This window comes from Roseofilum sp., from assembly GCF_982964205.1.
Genome location: NZ_CEZBFX010000023.1, coordinates 23981 through 44755, shown reverse-complemented (window position 1 = coordinate 44755; position 20775 = coordinate 23981). Strand labels below are relative to the sequence as shown.

18 protein-coding genes are annotated in these 20775 nt (G+C 46.6%); 8 read left to right on the top strand and 10 right to left on the bottom strand.

Annotation, left to right across the window (positions count from 1 at the left end):
- Positions 1 to 45: 45 nt before the first annotated feature.
- Complete coding sequence (locus AC3A14_RS08590) at positions 46 to 342, bottom strand: DUF3288 family protein (protein ID WP_318732068.1); 297 nt, start codon at positions 340 to 342, stop codon at positions 46 to 48.
- Between the two features lie 159 nt (positions 343 to 501).
- Here AC3A14_RS08590 and AC3A14_RS08585 point away from each other — a divergent pair, with 159 nt between their 5' ends.
- The gene (locus tag AC3A14_RS08585; protein ID WP_318699915.1) at positions 502 to 1131 is read left to right on the top strand and encodes a hypothetical protein; all 630 of its coding nucleotides are present in this window, start codon (positions 502 to 504) and stop codon (positions 1129 to 1131) included.
- Positions 1132 to 1237: 106 nt separating this feature from the next.
- On the top strand, positions 1238 to 3025 hold the full coding sequence (locus AC3A14_RS08580; protein WP_318732066.1) for a peptidoglycan D,D-transpeptidase FtsI family protein: 1788 nt from the start codon (positions 1238 to 1240) through the stop codon (positions 3023 to 3025).
- Between the two features lie 14 nt (positions 3026 to 3039).
- Here the strand turns inward: AC3A14_RS08580 and AC3A14_RS08575 are convergent, their stop codons facing one another.
- Entirely contained in the window at positions 3040 to 3810 is a 771-nt protein-coding gene (locus tag AC3A14_RS08575) for an HAD-IA family hydrolase (protein WP_413039031.1), read from the bottom strand.
- Positions 3811 to 3997: 187 nt separating this feature from the next.
- On the opposite strand from AC3A14_RS08575, the gene AC3A14_RS08570 reads away from it, so the two are divergent.
- A complete protein-coding gene (locus AC3A14_RS08570; RefSeq protein WP_413038566.1) occupies positions 3998 to 5008 on the top strand; it encodes a potassium channel family protein in 1011 nt (336 codons plus the stop codon).
- Between the two features lie 14 nt (positions 5009 to 5022).
- Here AC3A14_RS08570 and AC3A14_RS08565 read toward each other — a convergent pair whose 3' ends face one another.
- The 3 genes from AC3A14_RS08565 to AC3A14_RS08555 all read right to left on the bottom strand — a co-directional run bounded on the left by AC3A14_RS08565 (position 5023) and on the right by AC3A14_RS08555 (position 7219).
- A complete protein-coding gene (locus AC3A14_RS08565; RefSeq protein ID WP_318732064.1) occupies positions 5023 to 5643 on the bottom strand; it encodes a J domain-containing protein in 621 nt (206 codons plus the stop codon).
- A 220-nt stretch (positions 5644 to 5863) separates the two neighbouring features.
- Positions 5864 to 6460 (bottom strand): ATP-dependent Clp protease proteolytic subunit, encoded by a 597-nt coding sequence (locus AC3A14_RS08560; protein WP_318699910.1) that lies wholly within the window; start codon positions 6458 to 6460, stop codon positions 5864 to 5866.
- Positions 6461 to 6529: 69 nt separating this feature from the next.
- Positions 6530 to 7219, bottom strand: coding sequence for an ATP-dependent Clp protease proteolytic subunit (locus tag AC3A14_RS08555; protein ID WP_318732063.1), 690 nt, complete (start codon positions 7217 to 7219; stop codon positions 6530 to 6532).
- Positions 7220 to 7421: 202 nt separating this feature from the next.
- Here AC3A14_RS08555 and AC3A14_RS08550 point away from each other — a divergent pair, with 202 nt between their 5' ends.
- On the top strand, positions 7422 to 7982 hold the full coding sequence (locus tag AC3A14_RS08550) for a 3'-5' exonuclease (RefSeq protein ID WP_271942915.1): 561 nt from the start codon (positions 7422 to 7424) through the stop codon (positions 7980 to 7982).
- 6 nt (positions 7983 to 7988) lie between these two features.
- The gene (locus AC3A14_RS08545) at positions 7989 to 9404 is read left to right on the top strand and encodes a 2-succinylbenzoate--CoA ligase (protein WP_318732062.1); all 1416 of its coding nucleotides are present in this window, start codon (positions 7989 to 7991) and stop codon (positions 9402 to 9404) included.
- Positions 9405 to 9421: 17 nt separating this feature from the next.
- Here the strand turns inward: AC3A14_RS08545 and AC3A14_RS08540 are convergent, their stop codons facing one another.
- The 3 genes from AC3A14_RS08540 to AC3A14_RS08530 all read right to left on the bottom strand — a co-directional run bounded on the left by AC3A14_RS08540 (position 9422) and on the right by AC3A14_RS08530 (position 11901).
- Entirely contained in the window at positions 9422 to 9760 is a 339-nt protein-coding gene (locus AC3A14_RS08540; protein WP_318699906.1) for a hypothetical protein, read from the bottom strand.
- A 143-nt stretch (positions 9761 to 9903) separates the two neighbouring features.
- A complete protein-coding gene (mnmE, locus tag AC3A14_RS08535) occupies positions 9904 to 11283 on the bottom strand; it encodes a tRNA uridine-5-carboxymethylaminomethyl(34) synthesis GTPase MnmE (protein ID WP_318732061.1) in 1380 nt (459 codons plus the stop codon).
- A 162-nt stretch (positions 11284 to 11445) separates the two neighbouring features.
- The gene (locus AC3A14_RS08530; RefSeq protein WP_318732060.1) at positions 11446 to 11901 is read right to left on the bottom strand and encodes a hypothetical protein; all 456 of its coding nucleotides are present in this window, start codon (positions 11899 to 11901) and stop codon (positions 11446 to 11448) included.
- A 320-nt stretch (positions 11902 to 12221) separates the two neighbouring features.
- On the opposite strand from AC3A14_RS08530, the gene cobS reads away from it, so the two are divergent.
- The 3 genes from cobS to AC3A14_RS08515 all read left to right on the top strand — a co-directional run bounded on the left by cobS (position 12222) and on the right by AC3A14_RS08515 (position 16473).
- Positions 12222 to 12980 (top strand): adenosylcobinamide-GDP ribazoletransferase, encoded by a 759-nt coding sequence (gene cobS / locus AC3A14_RS08525; protein WP_318732059.1) that lies wholly within the window; start codon positions 12222 to 12224, stop codon positions 12978 to 12980.
- A gap of 118 nt (positions 12981 to 13098) precedes the next feature.
- On the top strand, positions 13099 to 15756 hold the full coding sequence (locus AC3A14_RS08520) for a DUF3769 domain-containing protein (RefSeq protein WP_318732058.1): 2658 nt from the start codon (positions 13099 to 13101) through the stop codon (positions 15754 to 15756).
- A gap of 27 nt (positions 15757 to 15783) precedes the next feature.
- Positions 15784 to 16473: a hypothetical protein gene (locus AC3A14_RS08515; RefSeq protein WP_318732057.1), complete on the top strand. Its 690-nt coding sequence runs from the start codon at positions 15784 to 15786 to the stop codon at positions 16471 to 16473.
- Between the two features lie 110 nt (positions 16474 to 16583).
- On the opposite strand, the gene AC3A14_RS08510 is transcribed toward AC3A14_RS08515, so the two are convergent.
- A complete protein-coding gene (locus AC3A14_RS08510) occupies positions 16584 to 19283 on the bottom strand; it encodes an EAL domain-containing protein (RefSeq protein WP_318732056.1) in 2700 nt (899 codons plus the stop codon).
- 447 nt (positions 19284 to 19730) lie between these two features.
- Positions 19731 to 20774, bottom strand: coding sequence for an META domain-containing protein (locus tag AC3A14_RS08505; protein WP_318732055.1), 1044 nt, complete (start codon positions 20772 to 20774; stop codon positions 19731 to 19733).
- Position 20775: the final 1 nt, after the last annotated feature.

Here is a 20775-nt window from a genome sequence, read left to right as displayed (position 1 = left end):
CCCTATTCCCTATTCCCTATTCCCTAGCGCACAGCGCACAGCGCTCTAACTCCAATCTTCTTGTTGATTGCCTCCTCGTTTATACACCAATCCTTGGATATGAATGGTACGGGTTCGCTCAAATAAGGCTTCCTCATTCAAGTTCCACTGTTGCATGGCGCGGTTTAAATCCTGTTGTAGCGCTCTAGCACCTGGAAAGTCTTGGTAACGAATTCTCAGACGCGCCAATTCTACTAAATGAAAATCTGTCGGTTCCCCAGAATGTTGGAGCAATTGATCCACAATCAGGCGATCGCGATCCTCACGCGGATGCTTTTGATCCTTTCCAGATTCACGATCCATAACGCTCTATCCTGAACTTCAATTAACCGGCAAAAGGGAGACAGTACTATCCCATCTAAACCATAATATGACTAAACGGAATCCTTGACCTATGAGTTAAGCCATTGATTCTGAGCCTCGAGCATTAATGTTAAACTACTCCCAAATTTATTCAATTCCATGGTTGCTCTCAAATCCTTTCCCGATTCCTCCCCTCGTCGCCAACCTCGTTTACACAACCCGAATCGTTCCAGACTGCGGTTAGTTTCTTCCCAACCTCAAGCTCCTAAAATAGCACCCACTTCGCCATCGGCTAGTTCTTCTAGAGTGCCTTCACAGATGGCTCGAAATGACCACTTTCAGCAACAGGTTGTCGATAAAGCCACGTCAGTTCAGGGATTAACTCAATCAGGAACCGTTAAACGCTTAGATCCAAAACATAACCAATTACCAAAGAGTGTAGTCGCTCTACGGGCGATCGAAAAAGTCCTCTTTTTTTGTACCCTAGGTTTAGGTGCAGCTACCATGGGAATTTATAGTCTAACGGTGCAAACGCAGCAAGAATGGATGAAAAAATACGATCATCTGCAAAATCTAGAACGTTATGAGCGTCAATTAGTTACGGCTAGTGAAATCTTAAAAAATCGGATGGCATCCCAAGCAGAAACCGAAGATACCGGTTTAGTTCCTCAAAATCCAGAGACTACGATTTTCCTTGAGCCGGTGGAACAACGTTCGGTTCCTGCTATTTCTGAGTCTTTGCCTAATTTAGCACCGGAACCGTTACCCTCTAAACCTTGGGGATATTAAGCCTTCCAATTAGAAGACCTAATACCATGAGTCTATGAAGTTATACTTAACAAGTGGCTTAGAGCCACTTGTTTTTCAGGGATTGATTTAATTTATTTCAGAAATTATGGCCTCAACTTTTCGGCCGAGCAAACGTAAAGCGATTGCCACGGGTTCTTTCCCTAGAAAGCCGGGCAGAAAAATGGCTGCTGTACCTCAGATGCGATCGGTAGTCGTCTGGGGGGTGCTGATTGCTGGTTTATTGGGACTCAGCCTAAAATTATTAAGCTTACAGGTCATTCAGAGTGCTGAGTTACGCCAAAAGGCACAACAGCAACAACGCAGTCAAGAACAGAAGGCGACTTCCCGTCGGTCTATTGTCGATCGCCAAGGACATTTTTTGGCAGTCGATCAACCCCGATTTACCTTATACGCCCATCCCATCATGTTTAAGCGACCTATGCCAGAGATTGCTAACGCACTCTCTGGTATTTTAGGTATACCGGCCAATCAAGTCATGCAACGCTTTTCTGAAGGGCCGACAGGAATTCAGATTCAGTATAGTGTGCCGGAAGATGCTGCCCGTCGGATTCAAACTCTATCTCTTGATGGCTTAGAGTTCAATGCCTATCAAGAGCGGATTTATCCCCAAGAAGATCTGGTCTCGGAAGTGGTGGGATATGTGAATATGGAGCGGATGGGACAATCTGGAATCGAAGCTGCCTATGAAAATATTCTAGAGCGCTCTAGTGAGTGGGTCGAAGTGACGCGCACGGGAGAAGGCGATATTTTACCCAATCAAGGATCGACTCCCTTGTTGAATATGGATGCCCTGCAATTGCAATTAACCTTGGATACCCGGCTGCAACGGGTTTCCCGGTTAGCCCTTTCTGAGCAGATGAAACAATATCAGGCCAAGCGGGGTACGGTGATTGTGATGGATGCATCCGATGGGTCGATTTTGTCATTGGTGCAATATCCGTCATTTGATGCCAATACTTATTGGAAAGCCGATTTAGGCTTATTAAAAAACTGGGCAATTACCGATTTATATGAGCCAGGATCGACGTTTAAGCCGATTAATGTGGCGATCGCCTTAGAAGCAGATGCGATTGAACCTGACGATCGGTTTTACGATCCAGGACAGATTTATATCGGTGAATGGCCGATTCAGAATTATGACTTTGATGCGAATGGAGGTAGAGGCGTATCAAGTCTAACCGATATTATAAAATATTCCAGTAATGTCGCCATGGTTAGAGTTGTCCAGCAGATGAAGCCAGAAGTCTTTTATGACTGGCTGGAAAATCTGGGACTTTCAAGTGTTATGGGAATTGATTTACCAGGAGAAACCGCGAGTTACCTCAAACCGAAAGAACATTTTGTCAATATAGCTGTTGAGCCTGCTGTTGTCTCCTTTGGTCAAGGGTTATCCTTAACTCCCCTGAAACTGGCCCAACTCCATGCCACTTTGGCCAATGGGGGATTTTTAGTCACTCCTCATGTAGTTAAAGGACTTAGGGATGTGCAAGGACAATTGCACTATACTCCAAGTATTGAAGCTCCCCGCCGAGTGTTTTCTCAAGAAACAACTGAAGCTGTTTTAGCTATGATGGAAGCCGTAGTGGATGGGGGAAGTGGAAAAGCTGCCCAGATCCCCAATTATAGAGTGGCAGGTAAAACTGGAACGGCTCAGAAGGCTTATGCTGGTGGTGGGTATTATGAATCAGCAAAAATAACCAGTTTTGTTGGTATTTTGCCGGATGGCCCCTATGTGGTCGTTGCAGTGGTTGATGAACCGAAAAGTGCAGGGGCTTTTGGGGGTACGGTATCGGCTCCAATTGTAAAATCTGTAATGGAAGCTCTCATTCCAATGGAGAAGATTCCTCCGTCCACTCATCGACCTAATGAATAATGGGTATACTGCTTCTAAGGTTTAATGGATATGACCTGCTGATGGAGAAAGTTTAAAGTTGCTAGGGTCGTATACGTATAAATTCCCAGATCGCCGCGAATGACGGTAAACGGAGCATCCGGTTCGCCTAGATCGCTTAAAACGGCGATCGCCCCAGGAAAGTCATGATTTTGAGTATATTCATTTTGGGTTACTAACGTGGGTAAACCGACTTCAGTCGCTGCTTGCACCCCCGCTTGGGAATCCTCAATCACCAAACACTCTCTAGGCGATAAATTCATTTGCTCTAGAACATAATGATAAATATCAGGCGCAGGTTTTTTCTGGGGTACAATATCACCGGCTGCAATCAATTCAAACGTAGTTGGGTGAAAAAACTTCTCCAATAAGGCCATGGTATTGGGTCGGGCGCTAGTTGTAGCGATCGCCAATCGTATATTTTTTCTTATAGCCTCTTCAATTAACCGTTGAACACCCGGTCGTAAGGGAATCGAACCTTTGGAAAGAAACTGTCGATAATACTTCGTTTTATGGCGATGTAATTGGGCAGCCCATACTTCCAACTCCACTGGAGGCTCAAACTGGGGATGATACCGGCGAACATAAGAAACCAGGCGCTCTTTTCCTCCCGACACTTCTAAAAGTGGCCCATAAAACTCAGCAGACCATTGCCACGGTAACCCGGCATTAGAAAAAACCTGATTAAATGCTACACGATGACCATCCCGTTCTGTTTCTGCCAGGGTTCCATCCACATCAAAAATAATCGCTTTGAGTTGCCCCATTTCACCCATCACTTTCCCCACTTTATACAAACCTTAAGTTTCCGATTAATTTTACACCACAAGTGTAAGATATTATTGGACTGTAAAGATCGGTGGCATATAGGAAAGTGGGGGCATAACCCATTGCCTATTACCCATTACCCATTACCCATAAAACGTGTCTTCCATCGAACAACAGTATCAGCGAATGCAACGGGAACTCCTGGTCGGTGTTCTTGCCCTAGGATTCGTTTGCATATGGGGAACCATCGGCTATATGGTTCTAGAAAAATGGTCTTTTCCTGATGCCTTTTATATGACCATTATTACTCTAACAACGGTGGGTTATGGCGAAGTAGAGCCAATGGAATCACGGGGGAGAATCTTTACCATCGCCCTGATTTTTTTTGGAGTGATTAGCATTGGGTATATTGTCAATCGGTTTACAGAAGCCTTCCTGCAAGGCTATTTTCAAGATGGAATACGTTTGCGACAAAAACAGAAAGTGCTGAAAAACTTGATCAACCATTATATTATTTGCGGTTTTGGTCGTACTGGGCAACAGATTGCCCTAGAATTCCATGAAGAAGGCGTTCCCTTTGTAATTGTTGACTCTTCACCAGAGGCTCTAGAAGCGGCTCAAAGTTTAGGGTATCTTATCCTCCAAGGAGATGCCACCTTAGATGATACGTTGCATAGAGCAGGCATTAATCAAGCGTGTTGTTTGGTTGCTGCTCTACCTTCTGATGCACAGAATCTCTACACGGTTTTATCAGCGAAAAGTCTCAATAGCCAAATTAGGACGATCGCCCGCGTTAGTACGGATGAAGCAGCACTGAAACTCTATCGAGGAGGAGCAGATGCCGTCGTTTCTCCTTATACGACGGCTGGACGCAAAATGGCGACTGCTGCCTTACGACCTCAAGTGATGCATTTCGTTGATGGTATGATCACGGGCAAAAATCGCTCCTTATTGATTGAAGAATTCGGGATTGATAGCGATCGCTGTCCCTATATTGGCCAATCGCTTCAACAAATGCAACTGCGATCGCGCTCTGGTGTTCTGGTCCTCGCCATCCGTCGCCAGGATGGAACCGTGATCGGAGCGCCAACGGGAGAAACCCTATTACTCCCCCAAGATTTACTCATTTGTATGGGAACCTCGGAACAAATTCGGCGCTTAAAACAACTGCTCTCTCCCCTGAATCCTCACAATTAATTCATCATTCATGATTACACTTGTTGATGGGAGGATTGGACTCCCAACCGGTTGAGGTCTTGTTCAACTTCTAGGCACAAACGGCGGTTGTGGGGGTCCGTGCGTCTGGCTCTTTGCAGATAGAGTTGCGCCTTTTCGAGTTGATTTTGTTTGAGTAAATGTTGACCGTAGGATTGATAAGTAATCGCCTGCCATTGACGCACTTCTGGATCGATGGGGAGGCGATCGCGCAGAGCTTCCACTAAGGCGATCGCCCGGGGAAAACGCTTCGTTTTTAAAAACTCTCGTAATTGCTCATAGGCACTTTGCTTTAACCGTTTATCCTGGGGGTTTAAGGGAGGAATTTTCACCTTCCGGGGAGCAGGCGCAGGGGAGGGAGTAGGCGTTACGGTGGGTTCAGGGGAAGAGTGAGAAAACGCTTCAAATCCTATTTCTGTATTGGCTACCTCAGAAATTTCTTTTAAGAGAATTTCGTAGGCTTGCGTGAGTTGAATAAACTTCTCCTTGGCTTGTCTATCTCCCGGATTAACATCAGGATGACATCCTCGCGCCAAACGTCGATAGGAAGCTTTAACCTCCGCAAACGAGGCCCCTGGTTTTAAGCTCAAAACTCGGTAATAATAGGCAATATCCATCCACAAACAGTGAAAATAAAAACACTCCTCATCCTCTCAAATTGAGGATAACAGACTATACAGCATGTACAGCATATATAGTATTTTTGAATAGACCTCTTGCATCAGTGAGCAGAAAAGGAATAGTAATGCAGTCATCCTATATTCTGATTGACTATTACCTATTGCCTAACTTCTACCTAGCTTCTGCAAGAAGTCTACTCTGTTATCCATCACTCAACTAAACCCGGTCTACGATCACCTTATCGATGAGACCATACTCTTTCGCTTCTTCAGCAGACATGAAATAATCGCGATCGGTATCCTTTTCAATTTTCTCTAGGGGTTGTTTGGTGTGTTTCGCCATTAGTTCATTCAACTGGGAGCGAGTGCGGAGAATTTGTTGAGCTTCAATTTGAATATCCGTCGCTTGTCGTCTCCCTACACCACCGAGGGGCTGGTGAATCATGATCCGAGAGTGGGGCAGTGCCAACCGTTTACCTGGACTCCCCGCCGCCAGTAAAAAGGCTCCCATGGAAGCGGCTAACCCCACACAGATGGTGATCACTTCTGATTTAATGTGCTGCATGGTATCGTAAATGGCCATGCCTGCGGTCACCGAACCACCAGGAGAATTAATGTACAAGTAAATGGGCTTATTCTGGTCATCGGAGTCTAAATAGAGCATTACCGCTACCAGTTGGTTGGCTAAACTATCCGTAACTTCACGGCCGAGAAAGATGATCCGCTCTTGATAGAGGCGATCGTAAATATTAATCCACCGCTCATAAGGACTTCCAGGGAGACGATAGGGAACACTAGGAACACCGATAGGCATAAGAAAATACCAAAAAATGAACAACAAAACAAAAGGATAAACGTCAATCAACGTTCAATTGCCCAAGGGTTAAGAACTCAGGGCAGGCATGGGTTGGGGAAGATCCTTGCTACTGGTTAATACTTTATCAATCAATCCATATTCTTGGGCTTCTTCAGGAGTTAGGTAGAACATGCGATCGGTATCTTTGGCAATTTTCTCTACAGTTTGGCCCGTATTTTGGGATAAGATCGAAAGCAGGGTCTGTTTATTGTCGATCACTTCCTTCGCCCGAATTTGAATATCCGTGGCTTGCCCTTGTGTACCTGTGCGCGGTTGATTGAGGACGATGGTAGCATGGCCCAGACTTGCGCGACAGCCTTTAGTCCCTGCCGAGAGGATCATCGATGCAGTTCCCATGGCTTGACCAATGCAAATAGTATGCACAGGAGGTTTAATGTAACTGAGGGTATCGCAGATGGCGAAGGCTTCGGTTTCAAAACCAACGGCTTCTCCTCCATACCAGGAGGTTCCAGTGGAGTTGATGTAGAAGTAGATCGGTTTTTCGGGACTGTCAAACTGTAGATACAACAGTTGGGCGATAATCAGTTCGGTGACATCGATACCAACTTGTTGTTTGACTTGATCGTCGGAAAATAGGGGCATCCCTAAATAAACGATGCGCTCCTTGAGGAGTAAGGAGGCTAGATCTGGGGGGGGTGTTCGATAATAGGCATCTCCGTAATAGGGAGATTGTACGGCCTTAATCGGTGTATCCATAGACTAGGATTGCTATTGAATGGCTATTTGTTAATATTTCTTATCCTAGCGCGATCGGGCGTTACGCGCTGGTAATGGGGATGGGGAGATGGAGAGATGGGGAGATGGGAAGAGTAAACAAAAGAGGTATAGGATGGGAAACTAGAAACCCAGTTTGTGAAAAGATTAGATCCTAGATTATTGGATAACTCACTTTTAAGGTATGCCTAAACTCGATCGCATTGTTGTTATTGATATTGAAGCCACCTGCTGGCGTAAACGATCGCCACCTGGCGAACACCATGAAATTATTGAAGTGGGAATTGCTACGGTTGATTTAACCTTGGGTAAACCTTTAGAAAAGGATAGTATTTTAGTTAAACCGACGCTTTCTAAGGTGAGTGAGTTTTGTACTCAACTGACTACATTAACTCAAGAGCAAGTGGATACGGGAGTGAGCTTTCGGGAAGCGTGCGATCGCCTGCAAAGTGAGTATCACACTCATAAGCGAGTTTGGGCAAGTTATGGTAACTACGATCGCACTCAGTTTGAGAAGCAATGTGAAATGCTGGAAGTGCCCTATCCTTTTAGCACTCGACATATTAATATTAAAACTCTCTTGACGGTTCTCCACGGTTTACCGAAAGAAGTGGGGATGGCGCAAGCCTTAGACTTGCTGAATCTTCCTCTGATCGGAACCCACCATCGAGGGATTGATGATGCGTGGAATATTGCCCATATTCTGGCCCATTTAATGGCAGCCTATAGGAATGGTAATGGGTAATCGGTCATGGTTGAGACGGCGATCGCTGATTTAGTCCAATCCTTTCATCTGGTTTGTCCCCAGGGCGATCGCCTTTATCCCCTATTCTGGGAAAAATATCAGCATTTGGGCCAATATGCCATTCCTCCCAGACTGCTGCTCAATGAATCTGAACCCGTTCCTTTCCTGGCTGGCTTTTTCGCTGCTATTGCTACCCAAACCCCGGTTTTTCTCGGTAACCCCCAGTGGAAAGCTCCAGAATGGCGACAAGTGTGGGAACAGGTTCAACCCCAACTGGTGTGGGGAACTGTCCCCTGTTCCCCAATAGAAGCACCGCCGCCGCCGTCATTTCCTGGTACTGTAATGATTGCGACAGGAGGATCGTCGGGAAAGATTCGCTTTGCAATGCATACTTGGGGAACCCTAAGCGCCTCTGTTGAAGGGTTTACCCGCTATTTTAACGATTCAAGATATATTCATTCCCCTCAATCGCCCTTAAAAAAGGGATCAAAGTCCTCTTTTACAACAGAGGAGTTTGTGCTATCTGATGCTATTGACTGCTGTTGCACGCTTCCCCTCTATCATGTCAGTGGACTGATGCAAGTGATGCGAACCTTGCTCACAGGAGGAACTCTAGCCCTTGTGCCGTATCTGTCTCTGACGGGTTTCCTTCCTTTTAATCCGCAAAATTATTTTATTTCTCTGGTTCCTACCCAACTTAAGCGCTTGTTATCCAATTCTTGCTCTTGCTTATCTCAATTTCGGGCGGTTCTGTTGGGAGGAGCGCCGGCTTGGCCAGAATTATTGCAACAGGCAAAACAGGCTAAAATACCTGTGGCGCTCACCTATGGCATGACGGAAACGGCTTCCCAAGTGGTAACCCTGAAACCGGATCGCTTTTTTGCGGGTAATATCAGTTGCGGTCAACCCCTACCCCATGCTCAGATTACGATCCAAGATGAGAAGGGGAACCCCTTACCCACGCTGCAACCGGGACGAGTGGCGATCGCCTCCCCATCCCTCGCTTTAGGGTATTTTCCCCATCCCTTTCCCGGCGATCGCTCCTTCTTAACAGATGATATTGGTTATTTTGACAGCGAAAAATATCTGTATATTCTCGGTCGCCACAGTCAGACGATCGTGACTGGGGGAGAGAAGGTTTTTCCCCAGGAAGTGGAAGCGGCAATCCGGGCAACACAATTGGTTCAGGATGTGGCAGTCCTGGGTTTTCCTGATGCAGACTGGGGGGAACGGGTAACGGCGGTGTATGTGCCCCAGGATGAATATGTAACTTCAGATACTCTAAGAGAGGCGATCGCACCCCATCTCAGCCGTTATAAGCAACCCAAGACTTGGGTTGCAGTTAAGAAACTCCCCCGATCTCCCCAAGGCAAGCTCAATCGAGCTGCCTTGCACAAGCTAATCGCACGAATCAACCATTAATCATTGTTAACTATTGATTATTCATGGACAGGCGCTTGGGCATACTCTTGGGTATAGACTTGCTGCCACAAATACTTAACATAAGATTTTGTGGCAGGTAGCAGTTGACCTTGAGTTGCCAAATCAGTAGCTGTGCGGTCTAAAATCCGTAAATCAATAGCACTGAGCCGTTTCCGTCTGCTGGTGGAAGATAGGAGCCACACCAGTTTGTACATGGTGCCAGGATCTCTGGTCAAATTCGGATTTGACCACGCTAAGGCCAAGGTACTCTGGCGATCGCAAGCCGATAATCTCTCGGTCTGATCCCAGTATCCTCGCTGACGGAGTTGCTGGTAAAACGATTGTTCAATTGTCATAGGGCAATTCCCCTCTAGCAATCCCCTGTGGCAACTTGACCCAGGGTACTTATGGATTATCTTAACAATTTATTAATATTTTAGCAAAAAACCTACATGAATAGAGCCATCATAAGATGGGGTTAATGCAACCCTTCATGTCCCTATTTCCCGATACAAAACTGACTAAATATCCGATCTAATACAGATTCAGTAACTTCTTCTCCCGTGACTTCACCCAAGGCTTGAATTGCTCCTCGTAAGTCAATCGTCCAGAAATCGAGGGGGAGCTGTTCGGCAATGGTAGCTTCAACTTGTTCTAGGGAGACTTTAGCGCGGGTAAGGGCGGAAGTTTGGCGCTGGTTAATGGCAATATCAAGATTGGCTGCTTGCAAGCTCCCTCCATTAACAGCCGTGATCATTGCTTCTTCTAGATCTTCAATGCCTTGTTTGTGGGCGGCTGCGGTTTTGACGATCGCCACAATATCGGCAGGCAAACCAGAGGGCAGATCGCCAACTAAATCGATTTTATTGAGGATGAGGATCGTTTTTTCGGGGGGCAGTTGCTCGTAAATAGCTCGATCTTCCGCCGTCCATCCGGCAGCAGCGTCGAGGGTAAACAGAATCAGATCGGCTTTTTGCGTGGCTTGGCGCGATCGCTCGACACCAATTTTTTCTACGCGATCGCCAGTTTCCCGAATGCCTGCGGTATCTAAAACTTGGATCGGAATTCCCCGCACCACTAACTGGGTTTCCACAATATCACGGGTGGTTCCCGGTAGATCGGTAACGATGGCGCGATCGCTCTGACTCCAAGCATTGAGTAAACTCGATTTTCCCACATTGGGGCGACCGACAATCGTCACCTTTAATCCACTGCGGAGCAGTTCCCCCTGATTAGCCGTGGCTAAAATATCCGTTAATTGATCTAATACTTGGTTGATTGCACGGATGATGTATGGTTCATCCAAAGGGGGAAGATCGTCTTCAAAATCAATCCTCGCTTCAATTTCCGCCAACAGATCCACACAGGTGTTGCGTAGCTGACGAATGGGAGAAGCTAACTTTCCCTGAATTCCGGCTAAGGCTAATTCCGCGGCTTGAGGCGATCTCGCCCCCACCAAATCTGAGATACTTTCCGCTTGAGTTAAATCAATACGTCCATTGAGAAATGCTCTGAGGGTAAATTCGCCCGGTTGCGCCAGTCGAGCGCCTTGCTCTAAGCAAAGTGTCAGCACCTGTTGCACCACCATGATGCCCCCATGACAGTGAAATTCCACCACATCTTCACGGGTGTAGGAGCGGGGCGCTTTCATAATCATCAATAAGGCTTCATCCACCGTTGAACCCGTTTGCGGATCGCAGATATAACCATAAAGGATACGATGGCTCTTCCAAGGCTGATTTCCAGGAGCGTCAAAGAGCAATTGAGCCATCTCTAATGCTTGGCTTCCCGATAGTCGAACAATTCCCACGCTACCCGTTTGCGGCACAATAGCAGTGGCGATCGCGGCGATCGTCTCTCTTTCTGGGGGATGATTCATCTTTGGATTCCCTTGAGAAAACGCTTACTTGAACTCGCCAATTATAAAGTTACCAAAAAACGAATAGAATGTGGCATTGAATTTACGCTGCCAGAACCGAACGCGTATGTAGAATCTCCAGTCACCCTTTAAATCTTTGTCACTTCAACCCATTTCCGAATCTTAGGCTAAGGGTTCGTCATCGTCCATTTGTACATCTAAATTAGCCGCTAAAACTTCTGCCATCATCACTTCTAGAGCAGCCGTATTTAAGGAACTAACCGGTTGGTTTTGCAGGGGATTAGAGAGAGGAATTAACCGCAGGATACGATTTTCTTGAACTAAATCAAAATAGGTTTCTTGGTCGTCAGATTCTTTCAGTTCTAAATAATCAAAGCTTTGAATATTTAGATATAACGTATGATTCGCCAGGATAGTCGATCGCAGTGGATCGGTAAACACTTCTTGGATATACGCTTCGCCAGTAGCTTGGGTTTGCCGATCGAACAGTTCAACATAACGGACACGATGGAGATCCCCAATCACTTTCTGAATATCCTGTGGATTCACAACGATCCCTCTGTTGAGAATACAAGGAGCAGGTAACCGTGTATTGCCAGGTAATTGATCGTAACTCATGGGAAAAACTCTCTAATTTCAAAAGAGGACGACAAGACTACTGACGATTTGACATCCCAAGACTGCACCCTAAGATAGAATGGCCTATTGAAGTAGCCTATGAGACAATTCTATCCTAACTCTTTGGCCGATACTTGCCAGATTCTACGGATTTTTTGATCGAATTAGAAGTATCGATCGCGTAAGTAAAATGGCAGCTATCTAGTCGCCGTTTTTCTGATGACACTCACCTCTGAATAGAGGGAAAATGCAGATAAACGACCAAGAAAACAGAGTAGATGTCTATTGGCAGATTAACATAGAGCATGGGGGGAGTGGCAATGATATGGATCTGGCGAATCAGTGGGGCAATTGTTTTTTATACAAGTGTACCGATTCCTCGCTCTTGGCCCTTAGAGTTTTCCGGAATAGCCAGGTTTGCGACTCTAGTAGGAATGCTGATCGGGACAATATTAGGGGTGATGAATTGGTGTTTATGGTCTGTAGGAATGCCCAATTTTACCCGTAGTTCCGTAATTATTGCCCTCTGGGTTGCCATCACTGGGGGATTACACTTAGATGGAGCGATGGATACGGCTGATGGTTTAAGTGTGATGGATCGCGATCGCCGTTTAGAGGTGATGAGCGATAGCGTGACGGGGGCATTTGGAGCGATGTCCGCCATCCTGATTCTATTACTGAAAACGGCGGCTATGAGTTCCTTAGCCCCCCAACACCTGTGGATAGCGATCGCCATTCCTGCATGGGGAAGAGCCGGACAACTTTGGGCAATTTGGCGCTATCCCTATCTCAAACCGACGGGAAAAGGAGCTTTTCATAAAGCAGCGATTCAATCCTATAAAGATGTTTTACCATCCTTGATTCTGCTCATTGCTCTGAGTGGTGGACAAGCAGCGCTCAATCCCCAACAGAGTATCGAGATTCTCAGCTTAACATTAGGCTGGGCGGCGATCGCCGGAGGAAGCGCATGGTGGTTCAATCATCAACTCGGAGGACATACCGGAGATACCTATGGTGCAGTCGTGGAATGGACAGAAGCATTGAGTTTAGTTTGGGCGATTTTGATAGGCAATCGGTAATATAGCGCGCGTCCCCGTGTCCCCGTGTCCCCGTGTCTTCGCATCCCCGTGTCCCCACGTCCCCGCGTCAGCCTGTAGCGCTATACTGGGCAAGGTGTTGGAGTGAATCATCGAATCTATGCCCTATCCTGTCCCCCCTGAATTGCCGCCAGTTGTTCATGCTATTCCCCATCAAAGCATCAGTGCCACCGAGCCAACTGAAGGGATAGATTGGGTTGCTCCTGCACCAATGGCTATTGTAGAAAGTCCTGCATTGATTCCCCCAACCCCCCTAAAACAAGAGGTGCAGCAGGAGCAAGTCCTCCTTGAAAAGAGGAATGTTCCCCAAGCCAACAGGAAAGGGGGATTGAGTGGACTCGACAAGAGCGAACAATGCTGTACTTTAGAGACTGTATATAGTCCTGAACTCATTTCAGCTCCAGAAGGCGCTGTGGTTAAACCAGAACAGTTGAGTTGGGTTGGTGGAGAGACGCTATCACCCATTGCCCCTCCGGAACTCTCTTCTCCAGAAGATGAACGCTTAGTTGCCAGTACGGAGGCTTCAGCGTTAGGAGGTCGGTTATCGGTAAGTTGGGAGGAGAAGGTTGCACCGGTTGCCGATGCTTATGGAGTTAGCGATCTGAGTCTGGAGCCAACAGTTGAGCCAGAATTACCGCTGATTGAACGTCACTCCCCATGGCAAACTACACCAGTTTCTGAGGCAATTGAAGAAGCCTTATCGGAAAAACGGGAAGCGATCGCCCAAACCCCTGCATTGGATGCTCTTCCTGCTTCCGAAATTTCGCCCCTGAATGACGATCGGCCCTCGCTATCCACCGATGAACCCGAGTCTAGCTCAGAAACGCCCATCCCGATTGAATCAGCCGAACCGGAAGAGATTGAGATTCCGATCGCCCCTCCAGGACAAGACGCGGTAATTGAATTAACCGCCGATCGCCAGGAGTTTGATGATGAACGGCAAATTTTCACGGCTGAGGGCAACGTGGAAATGCTCTTGGATGATGCAATTTTGCGATCGGATAAGCTACAGGTTAACCTGATTAACCGCTTGGCTCTGGCAGTAGGCAATGTATCTTTAGTCAGTGGCGAACAAATTTTATTAGGCTCTCGCTTTCTCTATAACTTTGTCCAAGGGACAGGAACCATTCAAGAGGCAAGGGGCGTAGTCTATATTCCCACCGCTGGAACGGATTTCGATTTTAGGGACGATAACCCCGATTCCCAACTTCTTCCTCCAGGAGAAAGAATTCTCCTCGATCAACCCCCTACGGATGTCACGGATGCTGGAGGTGTGATTATTAATGTCGGGGGTGGAGGGAGCGCTGCAACTACCAGCGTACAACAAGGGGGACAGGTCCGACGGGTGCGGTTTGAGGCAGAACAGTTGGATTTTACGCCCGAAGGTTGGCAAGCCACGAATATTCGGTTTACGAACGATCCCTTTTCCCCCCCAGAGTTAGAGGTACGAGCCGATCGCGCTCAATTAACGCGCATTTCTCCCCTAGAGGATGAAGTGTTAATGACTCGCCCCCGGTTGGTGTTCGATCAGCGGGTGGGGGTTCCCCTCTTGCGAAATCGCCTGATTATTAGTCGAGAAGAGCGCGATCCGGCGATCGCCACTTTAGGGTACGATAACCGCGATCGTGGAGGCTTGTTTATTGAACGCAGTTTTGAAGTTATTGAAACTCGCCGGTTTTCCCTGCGTTTAGCTCCCCAATTCTTGGTTCAACGCGCTTTAGGATTCTCGAGTGATAACCGAGATGCAGACAGTGTATCCGAGGAAGACTTACAAACCAATTCTTTCTGGAGTTGGATCGGTTTAAGAGCATCTTTGGATGCCAGGTTAGCCCCTCAAACCACGTTCCAAGCCAATGTCAATTTAGCCGGATTCAATAATACGGGTGATACAGCCAGAGCAAATGTGCAATTACAACACCAGATTGCCAATCATACCTTGAGTGCTGAATATACCTATCGCAACCGGTTTTATAATGGCTCCCTAGGGTTTCAAACCGTCGATCGCAGTGTGGGAGTTGTGTTTGCTTCTCCCATTCTTTATATTGCCGATACGGGAATTGCAGTCAATTATCAAGCCAGTTTCCAAAATATCTATGCGCCAACCGATCGCCTAGACTTATTAGATCCGTCAGATTTAAGTGACGATCGAGTGTCCTTAAATCGGACCCAAATGAGTGCCACTGTGCGTCGTCCCTTTTCCCTTTGGAAGGGGGAACCCTTGCCTCCTACTCCCACAGAGGGACTCAAATATACTCCTAAACCCGTCATTCCTTATGTACAATTTTTAGCTGGATTGACTGGAACAGCGGGATTTTATAGCAATGGCGAGAGTCAATCCTATTTACAGGGGTTAATGGGGTTTCAAGGTCAATTTGGCCATTTCTCCCGCTCCTGGTTAGACTACACTGGATTTAGTATCCTCTATTCCCAATTTATCCCCACTGGAGAATCCCCCTTTCGGTTTGATCGAGTAGCTGATGTGCGGGTTCTGCAACTCGAAGTCAATCAACAACTTTATGGCCCTATTCGCATCGCTGCCCGTGCTGGGTTTAATCTAGATACAGGAAAAACCATTAGTACGGATTATATGATTGAATATAGTCGTCGCACCTATGGCTTGACCTTTCGCTATAATCCAGATTTGGGTTTAGCAGCTCTTGGATTTCGCTTAGGTGATTTTAATTGGAGTGGCGTGAGTGAGTCTTTTTCCAGTCCGAATATTCGCCAAGCTACTCCAACCGTGATTCAATCTTTTTAATTTTAATTCCCTATTCCCCATTCTCCCATGATCGCATCAGCAAACCCATGGATTATTTTTCTGGAGAGCGTATCGGTTGGGCGAAGTGTCTCCGAAATGCGATCGCTCTCCTATGTTCCGGCTTTGCTGATTTACTATAGCTTTGATTTAGATCGCTATCGCGTGGAAGAATGTATACAGCACTGGCTCGATCGGTTTAAGGGCGATTGGCTGCGGTTGGCGATCGTAGAAGCTTTATATCAAGGCAGATATAAAATAATTTCGATTGAGCAAATTTTGAATCTTTGGGCTAGACGGGGACAACCCATCTGTCACTTTAATCATGAGTTTGAGAAGATTGTCTGTAGTAAATTGCCAGAAGAGTTACTGCCTTTAGAGTATCTCAATCTCACTCTGGAAATGCGCCCTCCTGTTCCTGAGTTACTCCCCCAAGTTGAAGCGCAAGAGGAGCGGTTGCTCAATGAAGTTTCTGATGAGAGTGGACTAGAACAGAATTTACCCACACTGACTGATTCGATTATTGAAGAAGTCGATATTGAAGAAGAAGAAAAAAGCCTGAATTCAGAGTCTGAAGATCCAGCGATCGCCCTTGAGTTAGACTCTGATGGGGTGAATGGGCGATCGGATCGACTCCCCATCGATCGATTTGCGCCTCGTTTACCCACTTCTGAGTTTTATTTGAAACTTCAAGCCTTCGCCCAAGACTCTCCCAGTTGATGCATAAAGTGCTTTGCACTGCTATGAAAAACATTTGTAATCCTTCTGTCACTTTCGGAGCTTGCGATCGCTGTATTCTCTATTCCCTAGTGCTTCGCACTAGCACTGTACTACCATTGTGGATTTTTCGCCAACAACGCCGTTGCCCCTGAAGCATCTATCGGGCGTGATAACCAATACCCTTGACCATAATCACAACTAAGCCTTTGAAGCAACTCAAACTGATCTCCCGTTTCAATTCCTTCGGCTACCACTGTCAACCCTAATTTATGGGCTAAAATAATGATCGTTTCAATAATTTCCCAACTCTCATGATCTAGAGCCGTCCTCTCCAAAAACGACTTATCAATTTTCAAGGTATTCACTGGCAAATTATGTAACCGTGCCAATGAAGAATAACCTGTCCCAAAATCATCAATACTCAACTGAATTCCCGCTTCTCTAAGAGTTTTCAGTAAGTCTAAGGCTATGTCTTCATTTTCCATCAATCCACTTTCGGTGATTTCCAACTTCAAATAACGATGATCTAAATCCATTTCATCGAGTAAGGTTTGGATCTGACTCACGAGCTGGGGATTATGTAACTGCAAACTCGATAAATTCACCACCATAGTCACCTCCAAACCATGGGGAAACTTATTTTGCCACTCTCGCAACTGATAACAGGCTGTTTTTAAAATCCAATCTCCTAAAGCCATAATCAATCCTGTTTCCTCAGCCAGAGGAATAAAATCGACTGGGGAAACCATGCCACGGGTAGGATGATACCAGCGCACTAAGGCTTCAAATCCACTAATTCGACCGGTGCTAAAACAAACAATAGGTTGATAATAGAGACGAAAATCGCTTTGAGCTTCCAATTCCGATCCCCATTGCTCCGAGGCATAAGAAAAATGTGCAGGAGAACAATTAGAATTGTTGATCGAACCCGACCAATTTTCCTGTTGTCGCCTAGCGCGATTAATCGCTCGTCGTAGATCGAGTTCGAGTTCTAATCTTTGGATTTCTGCATGGTGGAGATTTTGGTCAAAAATAGCATAATGATTTCCCTCTTTAACCTTAGCTTGGTACATGGCAATTTCAGCATCCCTGAGCATACTTTCCGCCTGGGAATAGATATTAACGGAAACTTGTTCAAAATCAGAATGAACGGCTGATAAAGCGACCCCGATAAAAGCAGTCATTGCTGATAAATTTTCTTCGAGTAAACCGATCGCTTCATCTGGCTCAATTGGGTTAGTGAACAACCCCTCAGACACCGAAGTATGGGAGAGGGTTTGATAAATCGTTTGAGCCACATCGATCGCCTGGGAGGAATAGGAAAGAGCATGAACCAATACCGCAAATGTATCCGTATCTAACCGAGCGATGGTAAATTGAGTCGGTACAGACGAGATCTCAGAACGAGGAGAAAAATGGGCAGAATGGGGAGACAAAAGGGGGTGAGGGGAATGAGCCATCGATCGCTTCAATGCCTCTTCAATGCGACTAGAGATCGCCACCTGCAACTCATTGCTTAACCGATGTCCCGAATCCGGATTAACCACCTTAGAGCGATCGATATAAATAAAAAATACCGCAAATAAAGGCGGCTGAGATTGTTCGCGAGTACGGGAGAGTACCCCCTCCAAGCGATCCATAAACAGAGCATAATTAGGTAAACCCGTAGCTAGATCGTAAAACGCGGACTCAAATAACTGCTTTTCCTGTTCTACCAACATCGCCTTCATCTTCAATCGATCTTGAAGTGTCACTAATAACAGCGTTAAACCCAACAACACCAAAGGTGAGACAACAGGTAAAAGATAATAAAAATGAAAAGCACTATAACCAATACTTAGCCATACTCCCCCCAAACCCAGCACAACGATAATTTGGTTACGGAATGACCAAAATACAAGCGTTGCACTCAAACCGATCGCCCCCGCGAAATAGAGTAAGTTGATCCAAACTGGATGCAAAAATGCTCCCACCTGTTGTAATCCATTATTCGATAAGGCATTACTCACCACCGCCGCATGAACATAAATGCCACTGGCTGGAGGGTTAATATCAAACGGCGTTAACACGGGATTAAACCCAGTCACATTCGCGCCTACAATCACAATTTTGTTCCGGAATTCCTTGATCGGCACTCTCCCTTCAATGGCCTCGAACAATTCATATTGGGGCAAATGGTTCACCGATCCGGGCCAATTAATCCATAGGGGTTCAGAGCCCTGCCGATCCAACTCCAGAGGCCGATCCATCACCTCATTGGCCACTGCCACTCCAAGGGCCGGGATCTGCCCCAATTGGGGGACTACTATGCGCGTTAAGCCATCAGAATCTTGACGACTCACCACATGCCCCATGACCACAGCCTCGGCTGCCAATTCTGGAATCGGATCTTTCTGATTCCCTTGCTTATCCCAAGATACTGGCAGTGCCACGGGAACTTGACGCATCGCTTGAGCCAACTGTAGATCGTCGGGGGAGCGATCGTGCATTAAAATATCCAACACGACCATCCGGGGCTGACTGGGGGCTAAACGCTCTAAAAGGGTGGTATAAATTTGCCGGGGACTATCAGAGTTTTGCCGATTTTTCAGTGTCGTTTCATCAATACCCACGATGACCACTTGGCTATGCCAAGATTCTTCTCCCCGTAACTGAAACAAACCTCGATAGGCTAACTGTTCGAGTTGCTTGACCAGACCGATACCCTCTAGTCCCATTAAGACCAGTGCCGCAAAAGCACCTCCAATCCAGCGTTGCCATCCTGGAGTTGAAGTCAAGGGGTTGATCGGGTGGTTTTGACGGTTCAGCATTTTTGGCTCAATTGAGAGGGGTTGATAACACCGTTTGACCCTGGAGGTGAGTGGTCATCCTCCCAAAAGTCTGTGGGCAACTTTTAGAGGCAGGCAAGTGTGTCCGGAAAACAATCAAGAGATGGAAAAGGCATTTTTCAAACAACACCTTTGTGCCCAAAGTCAGCCATGGAAGAATGACTCTTCTGTTAGATTAACGCGATTCCCTAGGGCTAATCGGGATAAAGAATGGCTTAGGGGATTGAATAATGCGTTTCTCCTGATGGAAATAGTCAGAAATTTGTTGCAGTCCGAAGATACTTAGTTTGGGTAATCGATGCTCCCTTGGGACTGTATAGCGCTGGGCGGTAGAGAGTAGGGAATAGGGAATGGGGAATAGGGAAAACCCTTGTAAGCGACTGCCGACTGCCGACTCCCTATTCCCTACTGTACTCCAAGGCTAGGAATTTAAGGATTAACCTGATAGGGCGATCTCACTTCAGGTGCTTGACCGGTTTTGACTAAGCCTTGATAGATGAGGGCTGTCACTTCTGCACGGGTCGCCGGTCGGTTGGGATGGAGTTGCCTAATCTGGGGATAATTGATCGCCATCTGATGTTGAGTGGCGATCGCTACTTTTTCTAAGGCATAATCGGCGATTTCTTCTCGGTCTTCATAGCTCTCTAACATTTGGACGATATCTACCTCTGGTACTTCTGGTAATAAATTAGCCAAGCTCACCAGTACTTCAACTCTCAAAATCGGCTCTTCTGGGTGAAACCTATCCTCTGGATAACCCCCCATAAGCTGGGGAATAGTCGTCGCTACATATTGAATGGCACTATAGGCCCAAAAATCTTGGGGCACATCTTGAAAAAGGACGCGCTTTCGTACCTGAGGCAGATCAAAGCTTTTCTGGAGCAGACTGGCAAATTCGGCGCGGGTGACTGGGGTATCTGGGCGGAATGTACCATCAGGAAACCCAGATATCAGATTACGCTCAACTAGGGCCACAATAAAGTCTTGGGCCCAATAGTTGACGGGAATGTCGGTAAAAGAAGTCTGTACTGGGGATGACTTAAGAACTCGACTAAAGCGCATTTGTCCCATTTCCCCATTCTGACGATAAAACAGATACAATTCCCCATCGGGGTTAATCTGGTAGCGATCGACTTGCCCTAATCGCTCTAAAAACTGGTCTTCTTGGTCAGACAGGTTGCCACAGGCTTTAAACGTGCGTCCAAACGGGTCGGCCATCATGAGGCGTTCGCCGTCTATTTGGTAACTAGAAAAATAATCATTACATCCCCCAAATCCACTTACCTTGCCTTCTTTGAACATCAAGGTAATCGGACGTTGAGAAAGGGGGCGTTGAGTCGTATTCCCTTGAGTCCAATCGATCCATTGCCAAGCAGTGGTTTCTAGGGATGGGGAGAATTGGGCAATATGCAGACCGGGGCTTGTGGCCCATACCATTAGGGTCGCGATCGGCATGACAGGAAATAGAGACATA